General features: G+C 67.6%; 8 protein-coding genes. All 8 read left to right on the top strand.

Features of this window, described 5'->3' with window-relative positions; all coding sequences use genetic code 11:
- Positions 1 to 29: 29 nt before the first annotated feature.
- The 8 genes from ACIOVF_RS00735 to ACIOVF_RS00700 all read left to right on the top strand — a co-directional run bounded on the left by ACIOVF_RS00735 (position 30) and on the right by ACIOVF_RS00700 (position 18,260).
- A complete protein-coding gene (locus tag ACIOVF_RS00735; protein ID WP_401286615.1) occupies positions 30 to 4,352 on the top strand; it encodes an amino acid adenylation domain-containing protein in 4,323 nt (1,440 codons plus the stop codon).
- A complete protein-coding gene (locus tag ACIOVF_RS00730) occupies positions 4,349 to 9,754 on the top strand; it encodes an amino acid adenylation domain-containing protein (RefSeq protein ID WP_401286612.1) in 5,406 nt (1,801 codons plus the stop codon). The genes ACIOVF_RS00735 and ACIOVF_RS00730 overlap by 4 nt, the downstream gene beginning before the upstream one ends.
- Positions 9,751 to 10,788: a Gfo/Idh/MocA family oxidoreductase gene (locus tag ACIOVF_RS00725; protein ID WP_045198137.1), complete on the top strand. Its 1,038-nt coding sequence runs from the start codon at positions 9,751 to 9,753 to the stop codon at positions 10,786 to 10,788. Before ACIOVF_RS00730 ends, ACIOVF_RS00725 begins: the two co-directional genes overlap by 4 nt.
- Positions 10,785 to 12,524 carry an ABC transporter ATP-binding protein gene (locus ACIOVF_RS00720; RefSeq protein WP_401286608.1) on the top strand — a complete coding sequence of 580 codons (1,740 nt, stop codon included), beginning with the start codon at positions 10,785 to 10,787 and terminating at the stop codon, positions 12,522 to 12,524. The genes ACIOVF_RS00725 and ACIOVF_RS00720 overlap by 4 nt, the downstream gene beginning before the upstream one ends.
- The gene (locus ACIOVF_RS00715; RefSeq protein ID WP_401286605.1) at positions 12,521 to 14,218 is read left to right on the top strand and encodes an ABC transporter ATP-binding protein; all 1,698 of its coding nucleotides are present in this window, start codon (positions 12,521 to 12,523) and stop codon (positions 14,216 to 14,218) included. Before ACIOVF_RS00720 ends, ACIOVF_RS00715 begins: the two co-directional genes overlap by 4 nt.
- Before the next feature lie 168 nt (positions 14,219 to 14,386).
- Positions 14,387 to 16,480 carry a TonB-dependent siderophore receptor gene (locus ACIOVF_RS00710; RefSeq protein ID WP_401286602.1) on the top strand — a complete coding sequence of 698 codons (2,094 nt, stop codon included), beginning with the start codon at positions 14,387 to 14,389 and terminating at the stop codon, positions 16,478 to 16,480.
- Positions 16,480 to 16,761, top strand: a complete 282-nt coding sequence (locus ACIOVF_RS00705) for a hypothetical protein (protein ID WP_045198145.1) — start codon at positions 16,480 to 16,482, stop codon at positions 16,759 to 16,761. The genes ACIOVF_RS00710 and ACIOVF_RS00705 overlap by 1 nt, the downstream gene beginning before the upstream one ends.
- The gene (locus ACIOVF_RS00700; RefSeq protein WP_401286599.1) at positions 16,758 to 18,260 is read left to right on the top strand and encodes a PepSY-associated TM helix domain-containing protein; all 1,503 of its coding nucleotides are present in this window, start codon (positions 16,758 to 16,760) and stop codon (positions 18,258 to 18,260) included. The genes ACIOVF_RS00705 and ACIOVF_RS00700 overlap by 4 nt, the downstream gene beginning before the upstream one ends.
- Positions 18,261 to 18,268 lie beyond the last annotated feature (8 nt).

Raw genomic sequence — 18,268 nt, 5'->3', positions numbered from 1 at the left:
TTATTCTTACGGGCTACAGGAAGCTTTTCATGCGCGAGCTGACAACAGCAGACACCCCCTCGGCCAACCCGTTGCGCCTCTGGCTGATCGAACACCTCGCCCAGTTGCTGGGCGCCTCGGTGGCTGAAATCGACAGCCTGGGCGACGAGCAGAACCTGCTCGGCTGCGGGCTTGATTCGATCCGCCTGATGTACCTGCAAGAGCGCCTGCGCAGCCACGGCCTGCAGGTCGAGTTTGCCCAGCTGAGCGCTGAACCGAGCCTGGCCGCCTGGCTGGCGCTGCTGCACGGGCAAACCTTGCAAGCTGCGCGGGCGCCTGGCGTTGCACCAGCATCGGCTGGCGCGCAGAGCTTCGGCCTCAGCGCCGTGCAGCAAGCCTATTGGCTGGGCCGGGACGCCGCCGAAGTGCTGGGCAATATCAGTTGTCACGCCTGGCTCGAGTTCGACTGCCAGAGCATCGACCCGCAGCGCCTTGAAGCGGCGGTGAACCTGGTGCAACGTCGCCACCCGATGCTGCGCGCCCGTTTCAACGACGGCCAGCAACAGATCCTGGCGGCGCCGACCGCGCAGGTCTTCGACCACCAGGACTGGCGTCAGCATTCGCCCCATGACGCGCAGCAGGCCTGGGCTGAACTGCGCCGCTGGCGCTCGCACCAGTGCCTGGCGGTGGAGGCGGGGCAGGTGATGCTGGTGGGCCTGGTGCAACTGCCGGGTGGCCGCGACCGGGTCTGGCTGAGTGTCGACCTGCTGGCCGCCGACGTAGAAAGCCTGCGCCTGCTGATGGCCGAACTGGGCCAGGCTTACCAAACGCCGGCGTTGCTGCCGGCGCCGCCGACCCTGCACTTTGCCGACTACCTGAGCCGCCGCCAGCAACGGCGCGCCGAGGCTTACGGCCGCGACCGCGAGTACTGGTGCCAGCGCCTGGCGCAATTGCCCGATGGCCCGGCGCTGCCGCTGGCCTGCGCCCCTGAGTCAATCCGCGAACCGCGTTTCAGTCGCCAGGCGTTTGTCTTAAGCGCCGCTGAAGCCGAGCGTTTGCAGCGCCAGGCCAGCGACCATGGCCTGACCTTGTCCTGTGTGTTCGCCACTGCTTTCAACGCAGTGCTGGCGCGCTGGAGCGGGCAGTCGAAGTTCTTGCTCAACGTGCCGTTGTTCGACCGCCATGATGACCATCCGGACATCGACCGGGCGATCGCCGACTTCACCACCTTGCTGCTGGTGGAATGCCAGGACGCGCCGCAGTTGCCCTTCGCCGAGGCGGTGCGCGAGTTTCAGCGCAGCCTGCACGGCGCCATCGACCGTTCGGCCTTTGCGGCCCTGGAAGTGTTGCGCGAAGGCCGTCGCCAGGGCCATCCGCGCTCGGCGCCGGTGGTGTTTTCCAGCAACCTCAACGAGACGGGGTTTGTTCCGGCAAGCTTTCGCCAGGTGTTTGGCGACCTCGACGACATGCTTTCGCAAACCCCGCAGGTATGGCTCGACCACCAGCTGTACCGGGTTGACGACGGCCTGTTGCTGGCCTGGGACAGCATCAGCGAACTGTTCGCCGAGGGTGTGCTGGCGGCGATGTTCCAGGCCTACATCGAATTGCTGCAGCGCCTTGCCGACAGTGACTGGAGCCTGCCGCAACCGGTGCTCCTGCCGCTGGCGCAACAGGCCCGGCGCGAGCGCCAGAACAGCGTACCGGCGCTGGCCCCGGGGCGCGGCCTGCTGGACGACTTTTTCCGCCACGCCAGCCAGCGCCCGGATGACCTGGCGCTGATCTGTGGCGCCCAGCGTTGCAGCTACGGCGAACTGGCCACGCGCGCGCTGCGGGTGGCTGCCGGCTTGCTGGAGGCCGGCATGCGCCAGGGCGAGGCGGTGGAAGTCTGCCTGCCGCGCGGGCTCGGGCAGATCGTTGCGGTGTTCGGCGTGCTTGCGGCAGGTGGCTGCTATGTACCGGTCGACACTGCGCAACCGCCAGCGCGCCGTAGCCTGATTGAATCGGCGGCGGGCATCAGCCTGGTGATTGCGGAGCAAGCACCAACGCCCACGGCGCATAGCCCGTCATTGCGCTGGCTCAACCTGGCGCAGCTGGAACAGTGCGCAGCATTGGCAGCGCCGCGGGCGGTGGCGGCGCAGGCCAGTGCCTATGTGATCTACACCTCCGGCTCCACCGGTGTGCCCAAGGGTGTCGAGGTCAGCCATGGCGCGGCGATCAATACCATCGACGCGCTGCAGGCCGAACTTGGCATCGACCGCGACGACTGCCTGCTGGCAGTGTCAGCGCTGGATTTCGACCTGTCGGTGTTCGACCTGTTCGGAGTGCTGGGGCAGGGCGCGCGCCTGGTGTTGCTGGAGCCCGAAGAAACCCGCGATGCGGCGCGCTGGGCGCAGTTGATTGCCGAGCACCGGGTGAGCCTGTGGAACTCGGCGCCGGCGTTGCTGGAAATGGCCCTGGGCATTGCCGCCAGCGACTGCCACTACCAGAGCCTGCGGGCGGTGTTGCTGTCCGGCGACTGGATCGCCCTGGACCTTGCCGCGCGCCTGCGCCGGCATGCCACGGCGCAGTGCCGGGTGTATGGCCTGGGCGGGGCCACCGAGGCCGGGATCTGGTCGAACCTGCACAGCATCGACGAGGTGCCGGGTCATTGGACCTCGATCCCCTATGGCAAACCTCTGGCCGGCCAGGCCTATCGGGTGGTCGACGACAGCGGCCGCGATGTGCCCGAGCAGGTGGTCGGGCAATTGCTGATCGGCGGCGCCAGCCTTGCCCGTGGTTATCGCAACGACCCGCAATTGACTGCCCAGCGTTTTCGCAGCGACGAGCGCGGGCGTTGGTACCACACCGGCGATCGCGGGCGTTTTTGGGGCGACGGCACCATTGAGTTTCTCGGCCGTATCGACCAGCAGGTCAAAGTGCGTGGGCAACGCATCGAACTGGGCGAGATCGAGGCGGCGCTGAGTGCCCATCCTTTGATCGACAACGCCTGCGCGGCGGTACTGCCAGGCACTGTCGCCAGCCTTGGCGCGGTGCTGGTGAGCAGCCCGGCGCCGGTGACTGTGGCCACGGATGCCCTGCAAGGCCGCTCAATGCTGGACGACACCCTGCAAGCTGAAGCACGGGTTAGCGCCGAGCTGCTGCAACGCCTGCTCAATGGCCAAGCGTTGCCGGCGCCGGCGCTGCTGGACACCTGGCGCCAGTGGTTGGGCGAACAACCCAGCCAAGCCATGAGCCTCGGTGATGCCCTGGCGCAACTGGGCTGGCGCGAGGCCGACCTGCAGGCCATGGTCGCTTCGCTGCAGTCGCTGTTGGCGGTCGAGGGTGGCGCTGCCCAGGTGCTGTTCGATCCGCTGCTGGCGCCCCAGGCCATGGCCCTTAACCTGCCGGCCGGGCGCCAGTTGCTCGATGCCTTGAGCCAGGCGCTGCAGCAGCAGTGCAGCGCCCAGGCCGGGCCGCTGAAGGTCGCGGTGCTGGACGTGCGCGGTGGCCAGTTGCTCGAACAATGGCTCGATCACCTGAGCCACTCTGACTTGCAATTGACCTTGTTCGAGACCAGCCCCGGCCTCTTGGCCGCCTCTGCCGGCAAGCGCCCGGGCGTTGCCAGCCAACTGCTGGTGGATGGCCTGCTGCCCGTCGAGCAGTGCGCGCAGTACGACCTGGTGATCAGCTTCGCCGCCTTGCACAGCTATGCGCAGCCGGCTGACTGCCTGAACCTGGCCCAGGCGCTGCTCAAGCCGGGCGGGCGCCTGCTGCTCGCCGAGCTGTTGCGTGACTCGCCGCTGAGGCTGGTCAGCGCAGCGCTGCTCGACAGCCGCAGGCCAGTGCTGGCTGACCCTGCGCAGATCGCCCAGCTGCTTGGCCGCAGTGGCTTTGCCGAGCTGCACAGCCTGTGGCAGAACCCGGCGATGCTGTTGCTCAGCGCCAGCGCCACGGCCGATGCCCTGAGCGCCGACAGTCTGCAGCACTGGCTGCAACAACGCCTGCCGCAAGCGATGCGCCCCGAACACCTCTGGTGCCTGCCGCGCCTGGAGCTCAACGCCAACGGCAAGATCGACCGCAAGCGCCTGCAAGCCTGCATGATGCAAGCGCTGCAGCGCCAACAGCCGGCCAGCAGAGAGGAGGGCGAGCTCAATCCTGCGCTACAACCCCTGGCCGGGTGCTGGGAGGCGGTGCTGGGACGCCCGGTGCGCAGCGCCCAGGGCAGTTTTTTCAGCCTCGGCGGCGACAGCCTGCTGGCGACCCGGCTGCTGGCCAGCGTGCGCGAGCAACTGGGCATCAGCCTGCGCATGAGCGACTTCTACCTGCAGCCGACCCTGGCTGGCATGGCCGCCCTGTTGGCCAGCAGCGCCAGCGTCGAGGAGGGCGTGCTATGAGCCTGAATGACCTGTTGCACATCTGCCGTGAGCGCCAGATCGAACTCTGGGCTACTGAAGGCCAGTTGCATTTTCGTGCGCCGCAAGGGGCGCTGGACCCGGCCCTGGCCGAACGTATCCGCGCCCAGCGCGAGGCGTTGATGGACCATCTGTTGCCACGTTCGCAATGGCGCTCGCAACCCGATCAGGCGCTGCAACCTTTTGCCCTGAGCGCGGTACAGGGCGCCTACGTGCTGGGGCGCAATCCGGCCTTCGACTATGGCGGCAATGCCTGCCACTTGTATGTTGAATACCCCTGGCCGGCTACTGTCGACAGCGAGCAACTGAACCAGGCCTGGAACGCCCTGGTGCAGCGCCACCCGATGCTGCGTGCGGTGGTGCAAGACAACAGCCGTCAGTGCGTGCAGGCCCAGGTGCCTTGGCAATGCCTGCCGTTGCATGACCTGCGCCAGGCTTCGGCGCAAGCCTTCGATGCGCACCTGCAGCAGGTACGCGAGCGCCTCGATCATGCCTGTCATGCCCTCGACCAGTGGCCGGTCCTGCTGCCGGAACTGAGCCTGGGCGCCGATCGCGCGGTTCTGCATTGCTCGGTGGATTTCACCCTGATCGACTACGCCAGCTTGCAACTGCTGCTGGTAGAACTGAGCCAGCGCTACCTGGAGCCAAACCGGCACTGGCCGGTGCTGGAGGCGACCTTTCGCGACTACCTGCAGCATGAACAACAGAGCCGTGAAAGCGCCGCCTGGCAGAGCGACAAGGCCTGGTGGCTGGCGCGCCTGGAGAGCCTGCCGGGGCGTCCGGACCTGCCCTTGAGCGATGACGCCGGGATCACCTCGCGGCGCTTCCAGCACCACCATGCCAGCTTGAGCGTGGCCCAGTGGAATGCGCTCTGTGCCCTGGCCAGCGCCCAGGGTTTGAGTGCGGCCGGGGTGACCCTGGCGGCGTTCGCCGAGGTCATTGGGCGCTGGAGCCAGAGCGCCGATTTTTGCCTCAACCTCACCGTCCTCAACCGCCCGGACCTGCACCCGCAACTGGGCCAGGTGCTGGGCGACTTCACCGCTTTGAGCCTGTTGCAGGTCAATGGCGCCAGTGGCGCCAACTTCGTCCAGCGGGCACGGCGCATCGGCGCGCAGTTGTTCGACGACCTCGACCACAGCCGCTTTACCGGGGTCGAGGTGTTGCGCGAACTGGCACGGGTCCAGGGCCGTGGCGCCGACCTGATGCCGGTGGTGTTCACCAGCGGCATCGGCAGCGTCGAGCGCCTGCTGGGGGATAGCGGGCGCTTGTTGCAGCCGCCGAGCTACATGATCAGCCAGACCCCCCAGGTGTGGATCGATTGCCAGGTCAGCGACCAGTACGACGGTTTGCAGATTGGCTGGGACGTACGCGTCGGCGTCCTGCCAGACGGCATGGCGGCGCAGATGTTCGAGGCCTATGTCGCGTTGCTGCAGCGCCTGTCTGCGGATGCACAGCTTTGGCAGCAGCGCGGCGACATCGTCTTGGCGCAGCAGCGGGTCACGCATCTGTCGGCGGTGAAAGCCGAGGACCGCAACATCGCCAGCGGCTTTGCCGGTCAGGCGTTGCGCAGCCCGGATGCGCCGGTGATCAGCGATCGCGACGGCGTTTACAGCTATCGTCAGGTTGCCCGGCACGCCGACGCCGTGCGCGCGGCGCTGGAGGCCCTTGATGTTGCCCCCGGGGCGCGGGTGGCGGTGATGCTGCCCAAGAGCGCCTGGCAACTGATGGCCGTGCTCGGCATCAACCAGATGGGCGCGGCCTATGTGCCCATCGACATCCGCCAACCGGCCCTGCGCCGCGAAGCCATTTTGCGCGATGCCGAAATTGCTGCGCTCATCTGCCTGGAAACCGAAGCCTTGCCTGCAGGCCTTGCGCTGCCGCGCATTGCCATCGACAGCCTCACGGCCGCCAGCCACTGGCCGCCGCGCGAACCGCTGGCGGTGCAGGCTGGCGACCTGGCCTACATCATCTACACCTCCGGCTCCACCGGCACGCCCAAGGGCGTGATGCTCAGCCATGGCGCGGTGGTCAACACCCTCGACGACATCAACCAGCGCTACGGCGTCAATGCCCGGGACCGGGTGCTGGGGCTGGCGGAGCTGAGTTTCGACCTGTCGGTGTACGACTTCTTCGGTGCCACCGCGGTGGGTGCGCAGGTGGTACTGCCAGACCCCGAGCGTGGCGCCGATCCTTCGCACTGGGCGCAACTGATGGCCGAGCACGGTGTGACCCTGTGGAACTCGGTGCCGGCCCAGGGGCAGATGCTGATCGATTACCTGGAAAGCGAACCGGCAGCCATTCCCGGGCCGCGTTGCGTGATGTGGTCTGGCGACTGGATTCCCACCACCTTGCCAACCCGCTGGTGGCAGCGCTGGCCCGACAGCCAGCTGTTCAGCCTCGGCGGTGCGACCGAGGCGGCGATCTGGTCGGTGGAGCACCCGATTCGCCCCGCCGACACGGCCTTGCCGAGCATCCCCTACGGCCTCGCCCTCAACGGCCAGACCCTGGAAGTGCTCGACAGCCTTGGCAGGCAATGCCCGCCGGGGGTGCGCGGCGAGATTCATATCGGCGGCCTGGGCCTGGCATTGGGCTACGCCGAAGACCCGCAACGTACCGCCGAGCGCTTCATCACCCATGCCAGCGGCCGGCGCTTGTACCGCACCGGCGACCTCGGCCGCTACCTGGACGAGGACGGCCTGATCGAGTTCCTCGGGCGCCAGGACGATCAGGTGAAAATCCGCGGCCATCGCATCGAGCTTGCGGAGATCGACGCTGCCTGGCTCGCTCATCCACAGATCGCCGCCAGCACCACGGTACTGGTGGGCGAGCGTCACGAGCGTTCGCTGTGCAGCTTTGTCACTGCACAAACTTCGGCTAACGATCCACAACGGCTTGGCGAGGAATTGGCCGAGGTTATGGCCAAGGCGCGTGACACCCTGGAACAGGCCGATTTCGGCCCGCGTGAAGAAATTCAGGCCGCCCTGGCGGCGCTGGACCGGGCGGCCGATGCTTCGCTGCTGCACTGGCTGGCCAGCAGCGGCTTGCTCGCAGCGGGCGAGGAGGTGGCTTTTGCCCCGCTGTGCCAGGCGCTCAAGCTTGAAACCGGTCAGCAGCGGCTGCTGCAGCATTGGCTGATGCTGTTGACCGACAGCGGCTATCTGCAACGTGCGGGTGCAGGCTGGCGCTGCCTGGTAGACCCCGGCGCGTTCGATCAGGCCCAGGCCTGGGCGCATTTCGCCCAATTGGCCCCGGCGCCGTTGTGGCCGGTGGAACTGGTCGACTACCTGCGTGGCAGCGCCATGCGCCTGGCCGAGCAACTGGATGGGCGGCTGAGCCCGGCCAGCCTGATGTTCCCCGAGGGCTCGGCGCATATTGCCGAGGCCATGTACAGCCGTGGCCTGCATGCCCAGGTGCTGCACCAGGCCATGGCCGAGGCGGTCAGGGCGATTGTTGCCCGTGAAGGCCAGCGCAACTGGCGCATTCTTGAAGTCGGCGCCGGCACCGCTGCCGCCAGTGCCTCGGTCATTGCCGCGCTGGCGCCTTTGGCGGCAGCCGGGGTGCAGATTGACTACCTGTTCTCGGATGTCTCCAGCTACTTCCTCAATGCTGCCCGGGAGCGCTTTGCCGAGTACCCGTGGGTGCGCTTCATGCACTTCGACATGAACAAACCCGCCTGCGAGCAAGGCCTGCAGCCAGGCTCGGTGGACCTGCTGCTCAGTTCCGGGGCCTTGAACAATGCCCTCGACACCCCGCGCTTGCTGGCCGGGCTGCGTCAGCTGTTGCAGGCCGATGCCTGGCTGGTGATCCAGGAGCTGACCCGCGAGCACCGGGAAATCAGCATCAGCCAGAGCCTGATGATGGAAACGCCGCAAGACCTGCGGGCGAGCACCGGGCAATTGTTCGTGCACCGCCAGCAGTGGCTGGACTGGCTCAACGCTCAGGCCGGCGACCATGCCCAGGCCCTGGGGTCAGCGGACAGCGTATTGTCGTTGCTGGGCTATGACCTGCTGGTGGCACGGATGAAAACCGACCGCCCCGTGCTCGCCAGCAACGACCTGCTGGCGTTTATCGCCGAGCGTGTGCCGCGCTACATGGTGCCGGCCCAGGTGCGGGTGCTGGACGCGCTGCCGGTGACCGCCAACGGCAAGATCGACCGCCGCGCCCTGAGCCATCAGGCCCAGCAGCGCCAGCTGGAGCCGGTGCGCCAGGTGCGCAGCGAGGTCAGCGATGAGTTGGTCCAGCGCCTGATCGGGCACTGGCAGCGGGTGCTCGACTGCAACGAGCTGTCGGCCGATCAGGACTTCTTCGCCGCCGGTGGCGACTCGCTGCTGATCGCCCAGTTGATCGCCGGCCTGCGCGAGCAGGAAGCGCTGGCCCGTGTACACCCCTTCGATCGCCTGTTGCGCTGGGCCCTGAGCCAGCCGACTCCGGCCGGCCTGGCCCAGCGCTTGCGTAGTGAGTCAGGGGCTGAGGCGCCGGCCGCTGAACAGCCGGCAACGCCTGTTTTGCAAGCCACCCGCGCGCCGCTGGCCGGGCGCGTAGGCGGCGACGCCTTGAGTGAGCTGGCCGCAGGCGAGGGCATTGCCCGGGTGCTGGTGCATGAAGGCCTCGGCACACTGTTGCCGTATCGCCGGCTGATTGCCGAGCTTGCCGGCAGCGGCCCGTTGCTGGGGCTGGCGGTGCACGACAGCGAAGCCTACCTGCGCCTGGCGCCGGAGCATGTCAACGCCACCCTCGGCAAGCGTTATGCCCAGGCCCTGTGGGACAGCGGCCGGCGCAGCTTCGACCTGCTGGGCTACTGCTCCGGCGGGCTGGTGACCCTGGAACTGGCCAAGGCGCTGCTGCAACTGGGCGCCGAGGTGCGCCGGGTGGACATTGTCTCCAGCTACCGCATCCCGTACCGGCTGGATGACGAGCTGCTGATCCTCTACAGCTTTGCCGCCACCCTCGGCCTGGACCCGCAGGCACTCGGCTTGCCGTCGGCCGAGCAGTTGCAGGCGGCCCTGGCGCCGCTGCTGCAGGCCTCCGTGCAACACCTGCCGGCGGGCAGCTTGAGCGCGGCCTTGCCGGCCTTCGACGTTGCCCAGCTCAAGGCCCGGGTGCTGAGCGCCGCCAGCGGCATCGCCGACGAACAGCTATACCGGGTGTTCGCCCATTCGGTACGGGCCAGCCACTACAGCGACAGTGCGCCGTACATCGGTGCCGTGCGCCTGTTCGTGCCCAGTGTCGGCAACCCCTTGATCGCCAATCACCAGGCCAGCCTGCAGGCCTGGTGGCAGGCCGCGTCGCTGGCGCCGCTCAGTGTCCAGACCCTGCGCGGCAATCACTTCGATTGCCTGAACGCCGGGCTCAGTCGTTACTTGCTGGAGGAACAGCGCCCATGAACACTCCCGTCAAAACCCTGGTAGTGGGTTCCCGATTCGGCCAGTTCTACGCCGCCGGTGTCGCCGCTGCCGAGCACCTGCAACTGGTCGGCGTGCTGGGCCAGGGCAGTCGCCGTTCACAGGCCCTGGCCCGGCATCTTCGTGTACCGTGTTTCGCGGCCCTCGAACAGCTGCCCGACGACACCCGCCTGGCCTGCGTGGCGGTGGGCGGCGCGGCGCGCGGCGAGCAGGGCCCGGCCCTGGCGCAAGCGTTGATGGCGCGCGGTATCGATGTGTTGATCGAACACCCGCTGTTGCCTCAGGAGCTGCACGAGCTGTTGCGCTGCGCGGCACGCTTGCAGCGCCGTTGCCTGCTCAACAGTTTTTACCCGCAGTTGCCGTGGGTGGCGCGCTTCATCGAGCTGGGCCGGCAGTTGCATCGTCAGCAGGGCATCCGCCATATCGAGGCCAGTTGTGCGGTGCAGGTCAGCTACGCCACCCTCGACATCCTGGCGGCGTTGTTGGAGTCGGTGGGGCCGTGGTCGCTGGACAACCTGGCACCGGCGCTGTCGCCGTGGCGCGATGTCAGCCTGGTGATGGCCGAGGTGCCGGTGTCGTTACGGGTGCTCAATGAACTGGCGGCGGCCGATGACGGGCGCATGCAGATGCTCCAGCGCATCAGCCTGGCCACCGACAGCGGCACCTTGCTGCTGGCCTCACCGCACGGGCCGCTGCTGTGGATGCCAGCGGTGCGCGCGCCGCGCGAGGACGAGGACGGTTTGTTTGTGCTGAGCGGCGGCGCCTTGCCGTGTGCCGAAGTGCTGATGGACGCCGCCACGGACTGGGGCCAGGTCTATCGGCAGCTCTGGCCACTGGCTGCGGCCAGGGCCTTGGAGCCGTTGCTCGACGGTGCAGGGCTGGTGCGCCGGCAACAGCGCAGCCTGGAAGTGGTCGCGCTGTGGCAGCAGGTGACAGCCGCCATCGGTTTTCCGCAAACGCCCGCACAGGCCTTGCCGGCAGCCACCCTGGCGCAGGCGCTGGAGGGGTGCCAATGAACCTGTTGGGGCCTGAACTGCAGGCACTGCTGCGCCCGTTCCGGGTGCGTTTGTGCCTGGCGGTGGTGGTGCAGGCCATATCCGGGGTCAGCTCGCTGTTGCCGCTGATTGCCCTGGCGCACCTGGCCGACAGCCTGCAACAGGCGCCGCCGCTGGCGCCCGGGGTGATGAACTGGGTGCTGCTGGCGGTGCTCGGCTCGGTCCTGTGGCTGTGTGGCCAGACCCTGGCCCTGCACCTCACCCACGGTGTTGATGCCGACCTGTGCGAGCGTTTGCGCGTGCGCCTGGCCGAGCATCTGCAACGCTTGCCGCTGGGCTGGTTCGCCCGGCTCGGGCCCGAGGGCGTGACCCGCTATGCCGAGCAGGACGTACGTGCATTGCACCAGTTGGTCGGCCATGCGCCGACCGATCTGGTCAACCTGCTGCTGATCCCCCTGGCCACCTTCGGCTACCTGCTGTGGAGCGACAGCGCCCTGGCGCTGTGGTGCCTGCTGCCATTGGCACTGGGGGGGCTGGGGTACTGGCGGCTGGGCTCGGCGCACTACCGCGAAGATGTCGAGCAGCGCAATGCGGCGGTGCAGCAGTTGTTCAGCGACTACAGCCAGTTCGCCGCCAATCTGCGCCTGGTCCGCCAGTTCCCGGGGGCCGGCGTGCAGCGCAGCCTGCAACAGGCAGTGCAGCGTTTTGATCAGCGTTTCAGCCACTGGGTGAGCCGCGCCGGTCAACTGGCGGCGTTGGTCCAGGTGCTGCTCAGTGCGCCCTGGCTGCTGGCCTGGGTGGTGCTTGGCGCGTTGCTGCCGGGGCTCAGCGAGGTCGGCGCGGCGCAGTTGTGCGCCTTTGTGTTGCTGGTCCGGGCCATGGCCGCGCCAGTGCTGGCCATGGGGCACGGCCTCGATGCCCTCAATAGCGCACGGGTCAGTGCGCAGCGCTTGCAGGCAGTGTTGAGCACGCCACCGCTGGCCGAGCCCGACGCGCCGCAAGCGCCCAGGGACGCCAGCGTGGAAATGCGCGAGGTGTCCTTCGCCCATGGCGAGGTGTCGGTATTGTCAGCGATCAACCTGCGCCTGGAGCCAGGCACCACCACGGCCCTTGTGGGGCCGTCGGGGGCGGGCAAAAGTACCCTGGCCGGTTTGATTGCGCGGTTCATGGACGTCGACAGCGGCCAGGTGCTGGTCGGCGGGGTGGATGTTCGGCAGATCGCCAGCGCGCAACTGCAACGGCATCTGGCGCTGGTGTTCCAGCACGCCGGAGTGCTGCGCCTGTCGCTGGCGCAGAACATCGCCCTGTACCAGCCCGACGCCAGCCTCGAGCAGATTCGCGAGGCTGCACGGGCGGCCTGCCTCGACAGCCGGATCATGGCGCTGGCCAAGGGCTACGCGAGCATAGCCGGTGACGATGTGCAGTTGTCGGGCGGCGAGCTGCAACGCCTGGCCATTGCCCGGGCGCTGCTTTCGAGTGCGCCGATCATGCTCCTCGACGAGCCGACCTCGGCCACCGATCCGCACACCGAGCGGGCCTTGCGCATGGCCCTGCACGAGGGGGCGGCCGGGCGTACGCGGTTGATCGTTGCCCACCGCTTGCAGAGCATCTGCCATGCCGAGCAGATCCTGGTGTTGAACCAGGGCCGGATTGTTCAGCGTGGCAGTCATCAGCAGTTGCTGGCCATGGACGGCCTTTACCGTCAGTTGTGGCGTGAACAAATGTCCGATGCCGAGCAAATGGAGCCTGTGTCATGAGTGTTTTTTCGTCCTTGCGCCAGTTGCCGCAGCGCACCTGGCTAGCCCTGCGCGCGGCGCTGATATGGATGGTGCTAGCTGCGGTGCTTGATGGTCTGGCGGGGCTGGCACTGGTGCCGCTGGTGCTGGCCTGGTTCGACCGCGCAGGCGCCGATGTGCTGCAGCCGGTGGGGCTGCTGCTGGGCCTGACGCTGCTGCAGGCCCTGGTCAGCTATATCGCCCAGCGGCGTGGTTACCTCGCCGGGGCAGGGCTGGCAGCGGGGCTGGTGTCGCGCTTGCTGGAGCATTTGCCCCGGCTGGCGCGGGGCCGCCAGCGCCATCTCGACGACCTGGTGCGCGGGCCGGTGTTCAGCAGCATGAGTATCCCGGCGCACCTGTTGGCGCCGTTGATTACCGCGTTGGTGACGCCAACGGTGGTGGTCCTTGGGTTGTTCGCCCTGGCGCCATCCGTGGCGCTGGCGCTGGCCGTGGCCTACCTGCCGTTGTTCGGCCTGCTGCGCTGGGCCGGGCGGCGCAGCCTGGACCTTGAGCAACAGCGCCAGGCGGTTGATCGGCATGCCGGGCAACTGCTGCAAACTTTCGCCGAACAACAGGCGCTGATGCGTAGCAGCGCCGTTGCCAGCCAGGGCCAGGTGGCCCTGCGCGAGGCCCTGCAGCAGCAACATCAGGCGACCCGTTCGCTCAACCGCCAGGCATTGCCCGCCAGCCTGGGCTTTGCCAGCGCAGTGCAACTGGTGTTTTCGGCGCTGCTGGTCGGCGGCGTGCTGGCGGTCGCCGCCGGGCATTTGCCCGGGGCGCTGCTGGTGGCGGTGCTGGTATTGCTGGTGCGCTTTGTCGAGCCGCTGTCACAACTGGCGCAATTTGACCAGGCCCTGCGCATGGCCTGGCAGGCCTTGGCACAGGTGCTGGGGGTATTGGCGCAACCGATCCTGCACAGCCCGCAACCCGGCTTGCAACCCCTGGACGCCAGCCTGCAGGGCCAGGGCCTGAGCAGCTACGGCGAACATGGCGAGCACCTGCTCAAGGACCTCGACCTGTACTGCGCGTCTGGTACCTTCACGGCCATTGTCGGGCCGTCGGGCGCCGGTAAAAGTACGCTGCTGGCGTTGCTGGGGCGGGGCATGGATGCCCAGGCCGGCGAAGTGCGTCTGGGCCAGGTGGACATCCGCCAGTTGAGCGAGCAAACCCTTGCCGCGCACTTGACCCAGGTGTTCCAGGACAGCGGCCTGTTCGCCGGCAGCCTGCTGTGGAATGTCAGCATGGCGCGGCCACAGGCAACGCCTGGGCAATTGCAGCAGGCCGCTGAAGCAGCGGCGCTGGATGAGGTGATCGCCAGCCTGGCCGAGGGCTGGCACAGCGAGGTCGGCCCGGGCGGTGCCTTGCTCTCCGGTGGCCAGCGCCAGCGCGTAGGGCTGGCGCGGGCGCTGCTGTCGCCGGCGCCGATCCTATTGCTCGACGAGCCCACTGCCAGCCTCGATGCGCGCAGCGAGGCGCGGGTCAATCGCAGCCTGCGGGCATTGCGCGGCCGGCGCACGCTGGTGTTGGTGTCGCACAACCCGGCGCTGGTGCGCGACGCCGATCAGATCCTGGTGCTGGAGGCCGGGCGCCTGAGCGGCAGCGGCAGTCATGAGCAACTGCTGGCCACCCACCCGTGGTATGCGCAGTTCGTCGAGCAGCACGGTGTCGTCGATTGAATGCACCGGTGCCGGGCATCAATTGAAAAAGTCCCTAAATCGAAAAGTTCGCCCACTCGTTTGAAGGATACTAATGAGAATTATTATCGAAATTGGGGCGGGGCAATGTTACATCAGGGAGTCAAAAAGGCAGGACGGAGTGGGCAACGCAGCCGGGCGCACTTGGCTATGGTCCTGGTACTGGGCCTGAATCCGCTGGCGCTGGCGATTGCTGCAGAGAACGGCAACGGCACGCTGCAACTGGGCAACATCGAGATCACCGGCAAGGACAGCGCCAGCAGCGTGACCGCACCCGGTGTCACCACCATCGGCAAGATGCCGCTCAAGCTGCGCGAGACGCCGCAGTCGGTGAGCGTGATCGACCACGAGCGCATCGAGCAGCAGAACCTGTTCAGCCTCGACGAGGTGATGCAGCAAGCCACTGGCGTCACCGTGCAGCCGTTCCAGCTGCTGACCACCGCTTATTACGTACGTGGCTTCAAGGTCAACTCGTTCGAGCTCGACGGCGTGCCGGCCTTGCTCGGCGACACCGCCAGCTCACCGCAGGACATGGCGGTGTACGAACGGGTCGAGATCCTGCGGGGCTCCAATGGCTTGCTGCACGGCAGTGGCAACCCGGCGGCGACGGTCAACCTGGTGCGCAAACGCCCGCAAAAAGAGTTTGCCGCCAGCACCACCTTGAGCGGTGGCAGTTGGGACCGTTACCGCGGCGAGGTCGATGTCGGCGGGCCGTTGACCGAGTCTGGCAATGTGCGCGGGCGCATGGTCGCCGCCTACGAGGACCGCGACTATTTCTACGACATCGGCAAGCAAGACACTCAGCTGCTGTACGGCATCAGCGAGTTCGACCTGAGCCCGGATACCCTGCTGACCCTGGGCGCGCAGTACCAGACCATCGACTCGGTGACCAACATGGCTGGTGTGCCGATGGCCAAGGACGGCTCGAGCCTGAACCTGCCGCGCTCCACTTACCTGGATGTCGACTGGGACCGCTTCAAGTGGACCACGCGGCGGGTGTTCGGCTCGCTCGAGCAGCAACTGGACTACGGCTGGAAAGCCAAGGTCGCCGCCGAATACCAGGACGCTGACTCGAGCCTGCGTTATGCCGGCGCCTACGGTGCGATTGACCCCGTCACCGGTGACGGCGGCCGTCTGATGGGCGCGGCGTACAAGTTCGAAAGCACCCAGAAGAGCGTCGATGCCTCGGTCAACGGGCCGTTCTCGCTGTTCGGCCGCAGCCATGAACTGCTGCTGGGCAGCAACTACAGCCAGGGTGAAACCGAGCAGCGCACGGCGGACTTCACCACGCCGTTGAACGTGCCGGTCAACGTCTATCGCTGGGACCCGCACAGCGTGCCCAAGCCGGGTATCGGCGCCTACACATCGCCGGGTTCGACCACCACCACCTCCAAGGGTGTCTACGCGCTGACCCGCTTCAAGCTGCTCGATCCGCTGACCCTGGTGGTCGGTGCCCGGGCCAGCTGGTGGGACCAGGATGCACCGAGCGATCACTTCAAGCCCGGGCGTGAGATCACCCCGTACGGCGGGCTGATCTGGGACTTCGCCCAGGACTGGTCGTGGTACGCCAGTTACGCCGAGGTGTTCCAGCCGCAAACCGGGCAGACCTGGAGCGGCGACCTGCTCAAGCCGGTGGAAGGTAAGACCTACGAGACCGGGGTCAAGGGCGAGTTGCTGGAGGGCCGCCTGAACGTGTCGCTGGCGGCGTTCCGCATCGACCTGGAGAACAATCCGCAGGTCGACCCGGAACACCCCGGCGCCGGCCCCAACACCTACTACATCAGCGGCGGCAAGGTGCGTAGCCAGGGCTTCGAGCTGGAAAGCACCGGCTATATCACCCCGGACTGGAGCCTGTTCGCCGGCTACACCTACACCACCACCGAATACCTCAAGGACACCCGCAGCAACTCCGGCGAGCGCTATGCCGAGTTCACCCCGCGGCACATGCTGCGGTTGTGGAGCCAGTACGAGCTGCCTTGGCAGGAGCGGCGCTGGAGCGTCGGTGCCGGGGTGCAGGCGCAGAGTGATTTCTCTGCGCAGTCGGGCGCCGTATCGATGCAGCAGGGCGGCTATGCGTTGCTCAATGCACGGGTTGCCTATCGCATTGACGAGCACTGGACGGCCTCGCTCAACGGCAACAACCTGGCCGACCGCAAGTATTACCAGAGCCTTTCCAACCCCAGCTGGAACAACCGCTACGGGGAACCGCGCAGCCTCAACATGACCTTGCGAGGCACGTTCTGATGGCAGCCCCAGGCCTTGGGCCATGGCCGCTGCGCATCAGCCTGGCGCTAGCTGGCAGCGTGCTCAGCAGCCTGCAACTGGCGGTGCTGCTGGCCCGCCACTACCCCTTGGGCGACGGGCTTGAGCGGCTCTATGCGGCGATCTTTATCGGCCTGGGGTTTCTCGTCACGGTGCTGTTGTGGGCGCTGCTGGCGCCGGACTGCAAGCGCGTGGTCTACCGCTCCAGCGCCTGGTTGCTGCTGTTCAGCCCTTGCCTGGCATGGGCAGGAGCCGGGTCATGATGGGCGCACCGCGGGCGCTGGTGCAGCGCGTGCATGCCGGTGCCGGCGGGGTGTTCGGCGTGCTGCTGTTGGTGATTCTGCTCAGCGGCGCCTGGAGCATGGCCCATGAGGACCTGCGCAGCTGGTTTCGCGGCCCGGCAGCCTTGGCGCCAGGGCCGCTGTTGCCCTTGGCGCAATGGCTGCCGGTGGCCAGCCGCCACGGCCTGGCGCCCGAGGCGTTGCAGATTCGTCTGCCCGACGGCGAGCGCGCGGTGGTCGAGCTGTGCGCGCCTGCCAAGCCGTGCAATCTGGCCCTGGACCCGGCCACTGGCCGGGAGCTGGAAACGGAGAACGCCGCCGATATCCTCTTCAACCTGCACAAAAGCCTGTTTGCCGGCTTCCCCGGGCGGGTGCTGATCAGCCTGCTGGGGGTGGTGCTGTTGCTGATGATCTGGGCCGGCAGCGCGCTGCACAGCGGCCGCTTGCAGGACCTTACGCGCTTGCGCCGTGACCGTGGCCCGCGGCTGCTGGCCCACGACCTGCACAGCCTGATCGGCCGCTGGGCCGGGCCGTGGCTGCTGTTGTTCGGGGTTACCGGGGCGATCTCCGGCCTTGGCGCCCTGGGTACCCTGACCCTGGCCGGGCAGGCGTTTCCCGGGGCCCCGCAACAGGCGTTCATGCAGCTGCTGGGCGCACCACCGCAGGTCGATCCGCAGGCGGCGCCGGCCCAGCCGTTCGATCTCGATCAACTGCTGAGCAACGACGCGGCGGCGCACCCGGGCTTCACCGCCCAGAGCGTCACCCTGCATCACTGGGGCGAGCCCGGAGCCTGGCTGGAAGTGGCCGGCATCGAGTCCGGCCTGCCCAGCACCGCAGTGTTCGAGCGCCATGCCTACCGCGGCGATGACGGTAAGCCGCTGGCCACCAGCAGTGCCAGTGGCCGAGGCTTCTGGCTGCAGGCGTTTATCGCGGTGCAGCCGCTGCACTTTGCCGATTATCGCTGGCTACCCCACGCCGGGCCGCTGTTGCGCGTCGTGCATTTCAGCATGGCCCTGGGCGCCGCAGTGCTGGTGCTCAGCGGCCTGTACCTGTGGCTGGAGCGCCGGCGGCTGAAGGGCGGGGCAGGCTGGCAAGTGCTGCTGCGCCTGGTGGTCGGTGGCGGCGGCGGGTTGCTGGCGGCCAGCGCCGTGCTGCTGTGCGCCGGGGCGCTGGCCAACCTCGGGCTGTTGCCGCGCAGTTCACTGACGGCGTGGTTCTGGGGCTGCTGGATCGCCAGCCTGCTGCTGGCCGCGCTGATGCCGCCGCAGCGCCAACCGCTACGCCTGCTGTTGAGCGTGGCCGGCCTGGCCTTCCTGAGTGCTGGTGCCTTGCACCTGGCTGGCAGCCTGGTGCACGCCAACCTGGGCCTATGGCCGATCGACCTGGTGCTGTTGCTCGCCGGTGCCAGTGCCCTGTGGGCGGTGCGCCGCCTGACTGTTTTTTCGCGCACGGCACGGGCTGCCGACGCCAACGCTATCTGATTGGAGAC

This window comes from Pseudomonas sp. NPDC087612, from assembly GCF_044743505.1.
Lineage (GTDB): Bacteria > Pseudomonadota > Gammaproteobacteria > Pseudomonadales > Pseudomonadaceae > Aquipseudomonas.
The sequence above is the reverse complement of the archived record's forward strand: the minus strand, read 5'-3'. Positions and strand labels throughout refer to the sequence as shown.

Bases quoted from the DNA above. Each gene is read 5' to 3' on its own strand.
- ACIOVF_RS00705 (WP_045198145.1), top strand. From the start codon at position 16,480: ATGGCAGCCCCAGGCCTTGGGCCATGGCCGCTGCGCATCAGCCTGGCG.
- ACIOVF_RS00720 (WP_401286608.1), top strand. From the start codon at position 10,785: ATGAACCTGTTGGGGCCTGAACTGCAGGCACTGCTGCGCCCGTTCCGG.
- ACIOVF_RS00710 (WP_401286602.1), top strand. From the start codon at position 14,387: ATGGTCCTGGTACTGGGCCTGAATCCGCTGGCGCTGGCGATTGCTGCA.
- ACIOVF_RS00730 (WP_401286612.1), top strand. From the start codon at position 4,349: ATGAGCCTGAATGACCTGTTGCACATCTGCCGTGAGCGCCAGATCGAA.
- ACIOVF_RS00725 (WP_045198137.1), top strand. From the start codon at position 9,751: ATGAACACTCCCGTCAAAACCCTGGTAGTGGGTTCCCGATTCGGCCAG.
- ACIOVF_RS00700 (WP_401286599.1), top strand. From the start codon at position 16,758: ATGATGGGCGCACCGCGGGCGCTGGTGCAGCGCGTGCATGCCGGTGCC.
- ACIOVF_RS00735 (WP_401286615.1), top strand. From the start codon at position 30: ATGCGCGAGCTGACAACAGCAGACACCCCCTCGGCCAACCCGTTGCGC.
- ACIOVF_RS00715 (WP_401286605.1), top strand. From the start codon at position 12,521: ATGAGTGTTTTTTCGTCCTTGCGCCAGTTGCCGCAGCGCACCTGGCTA.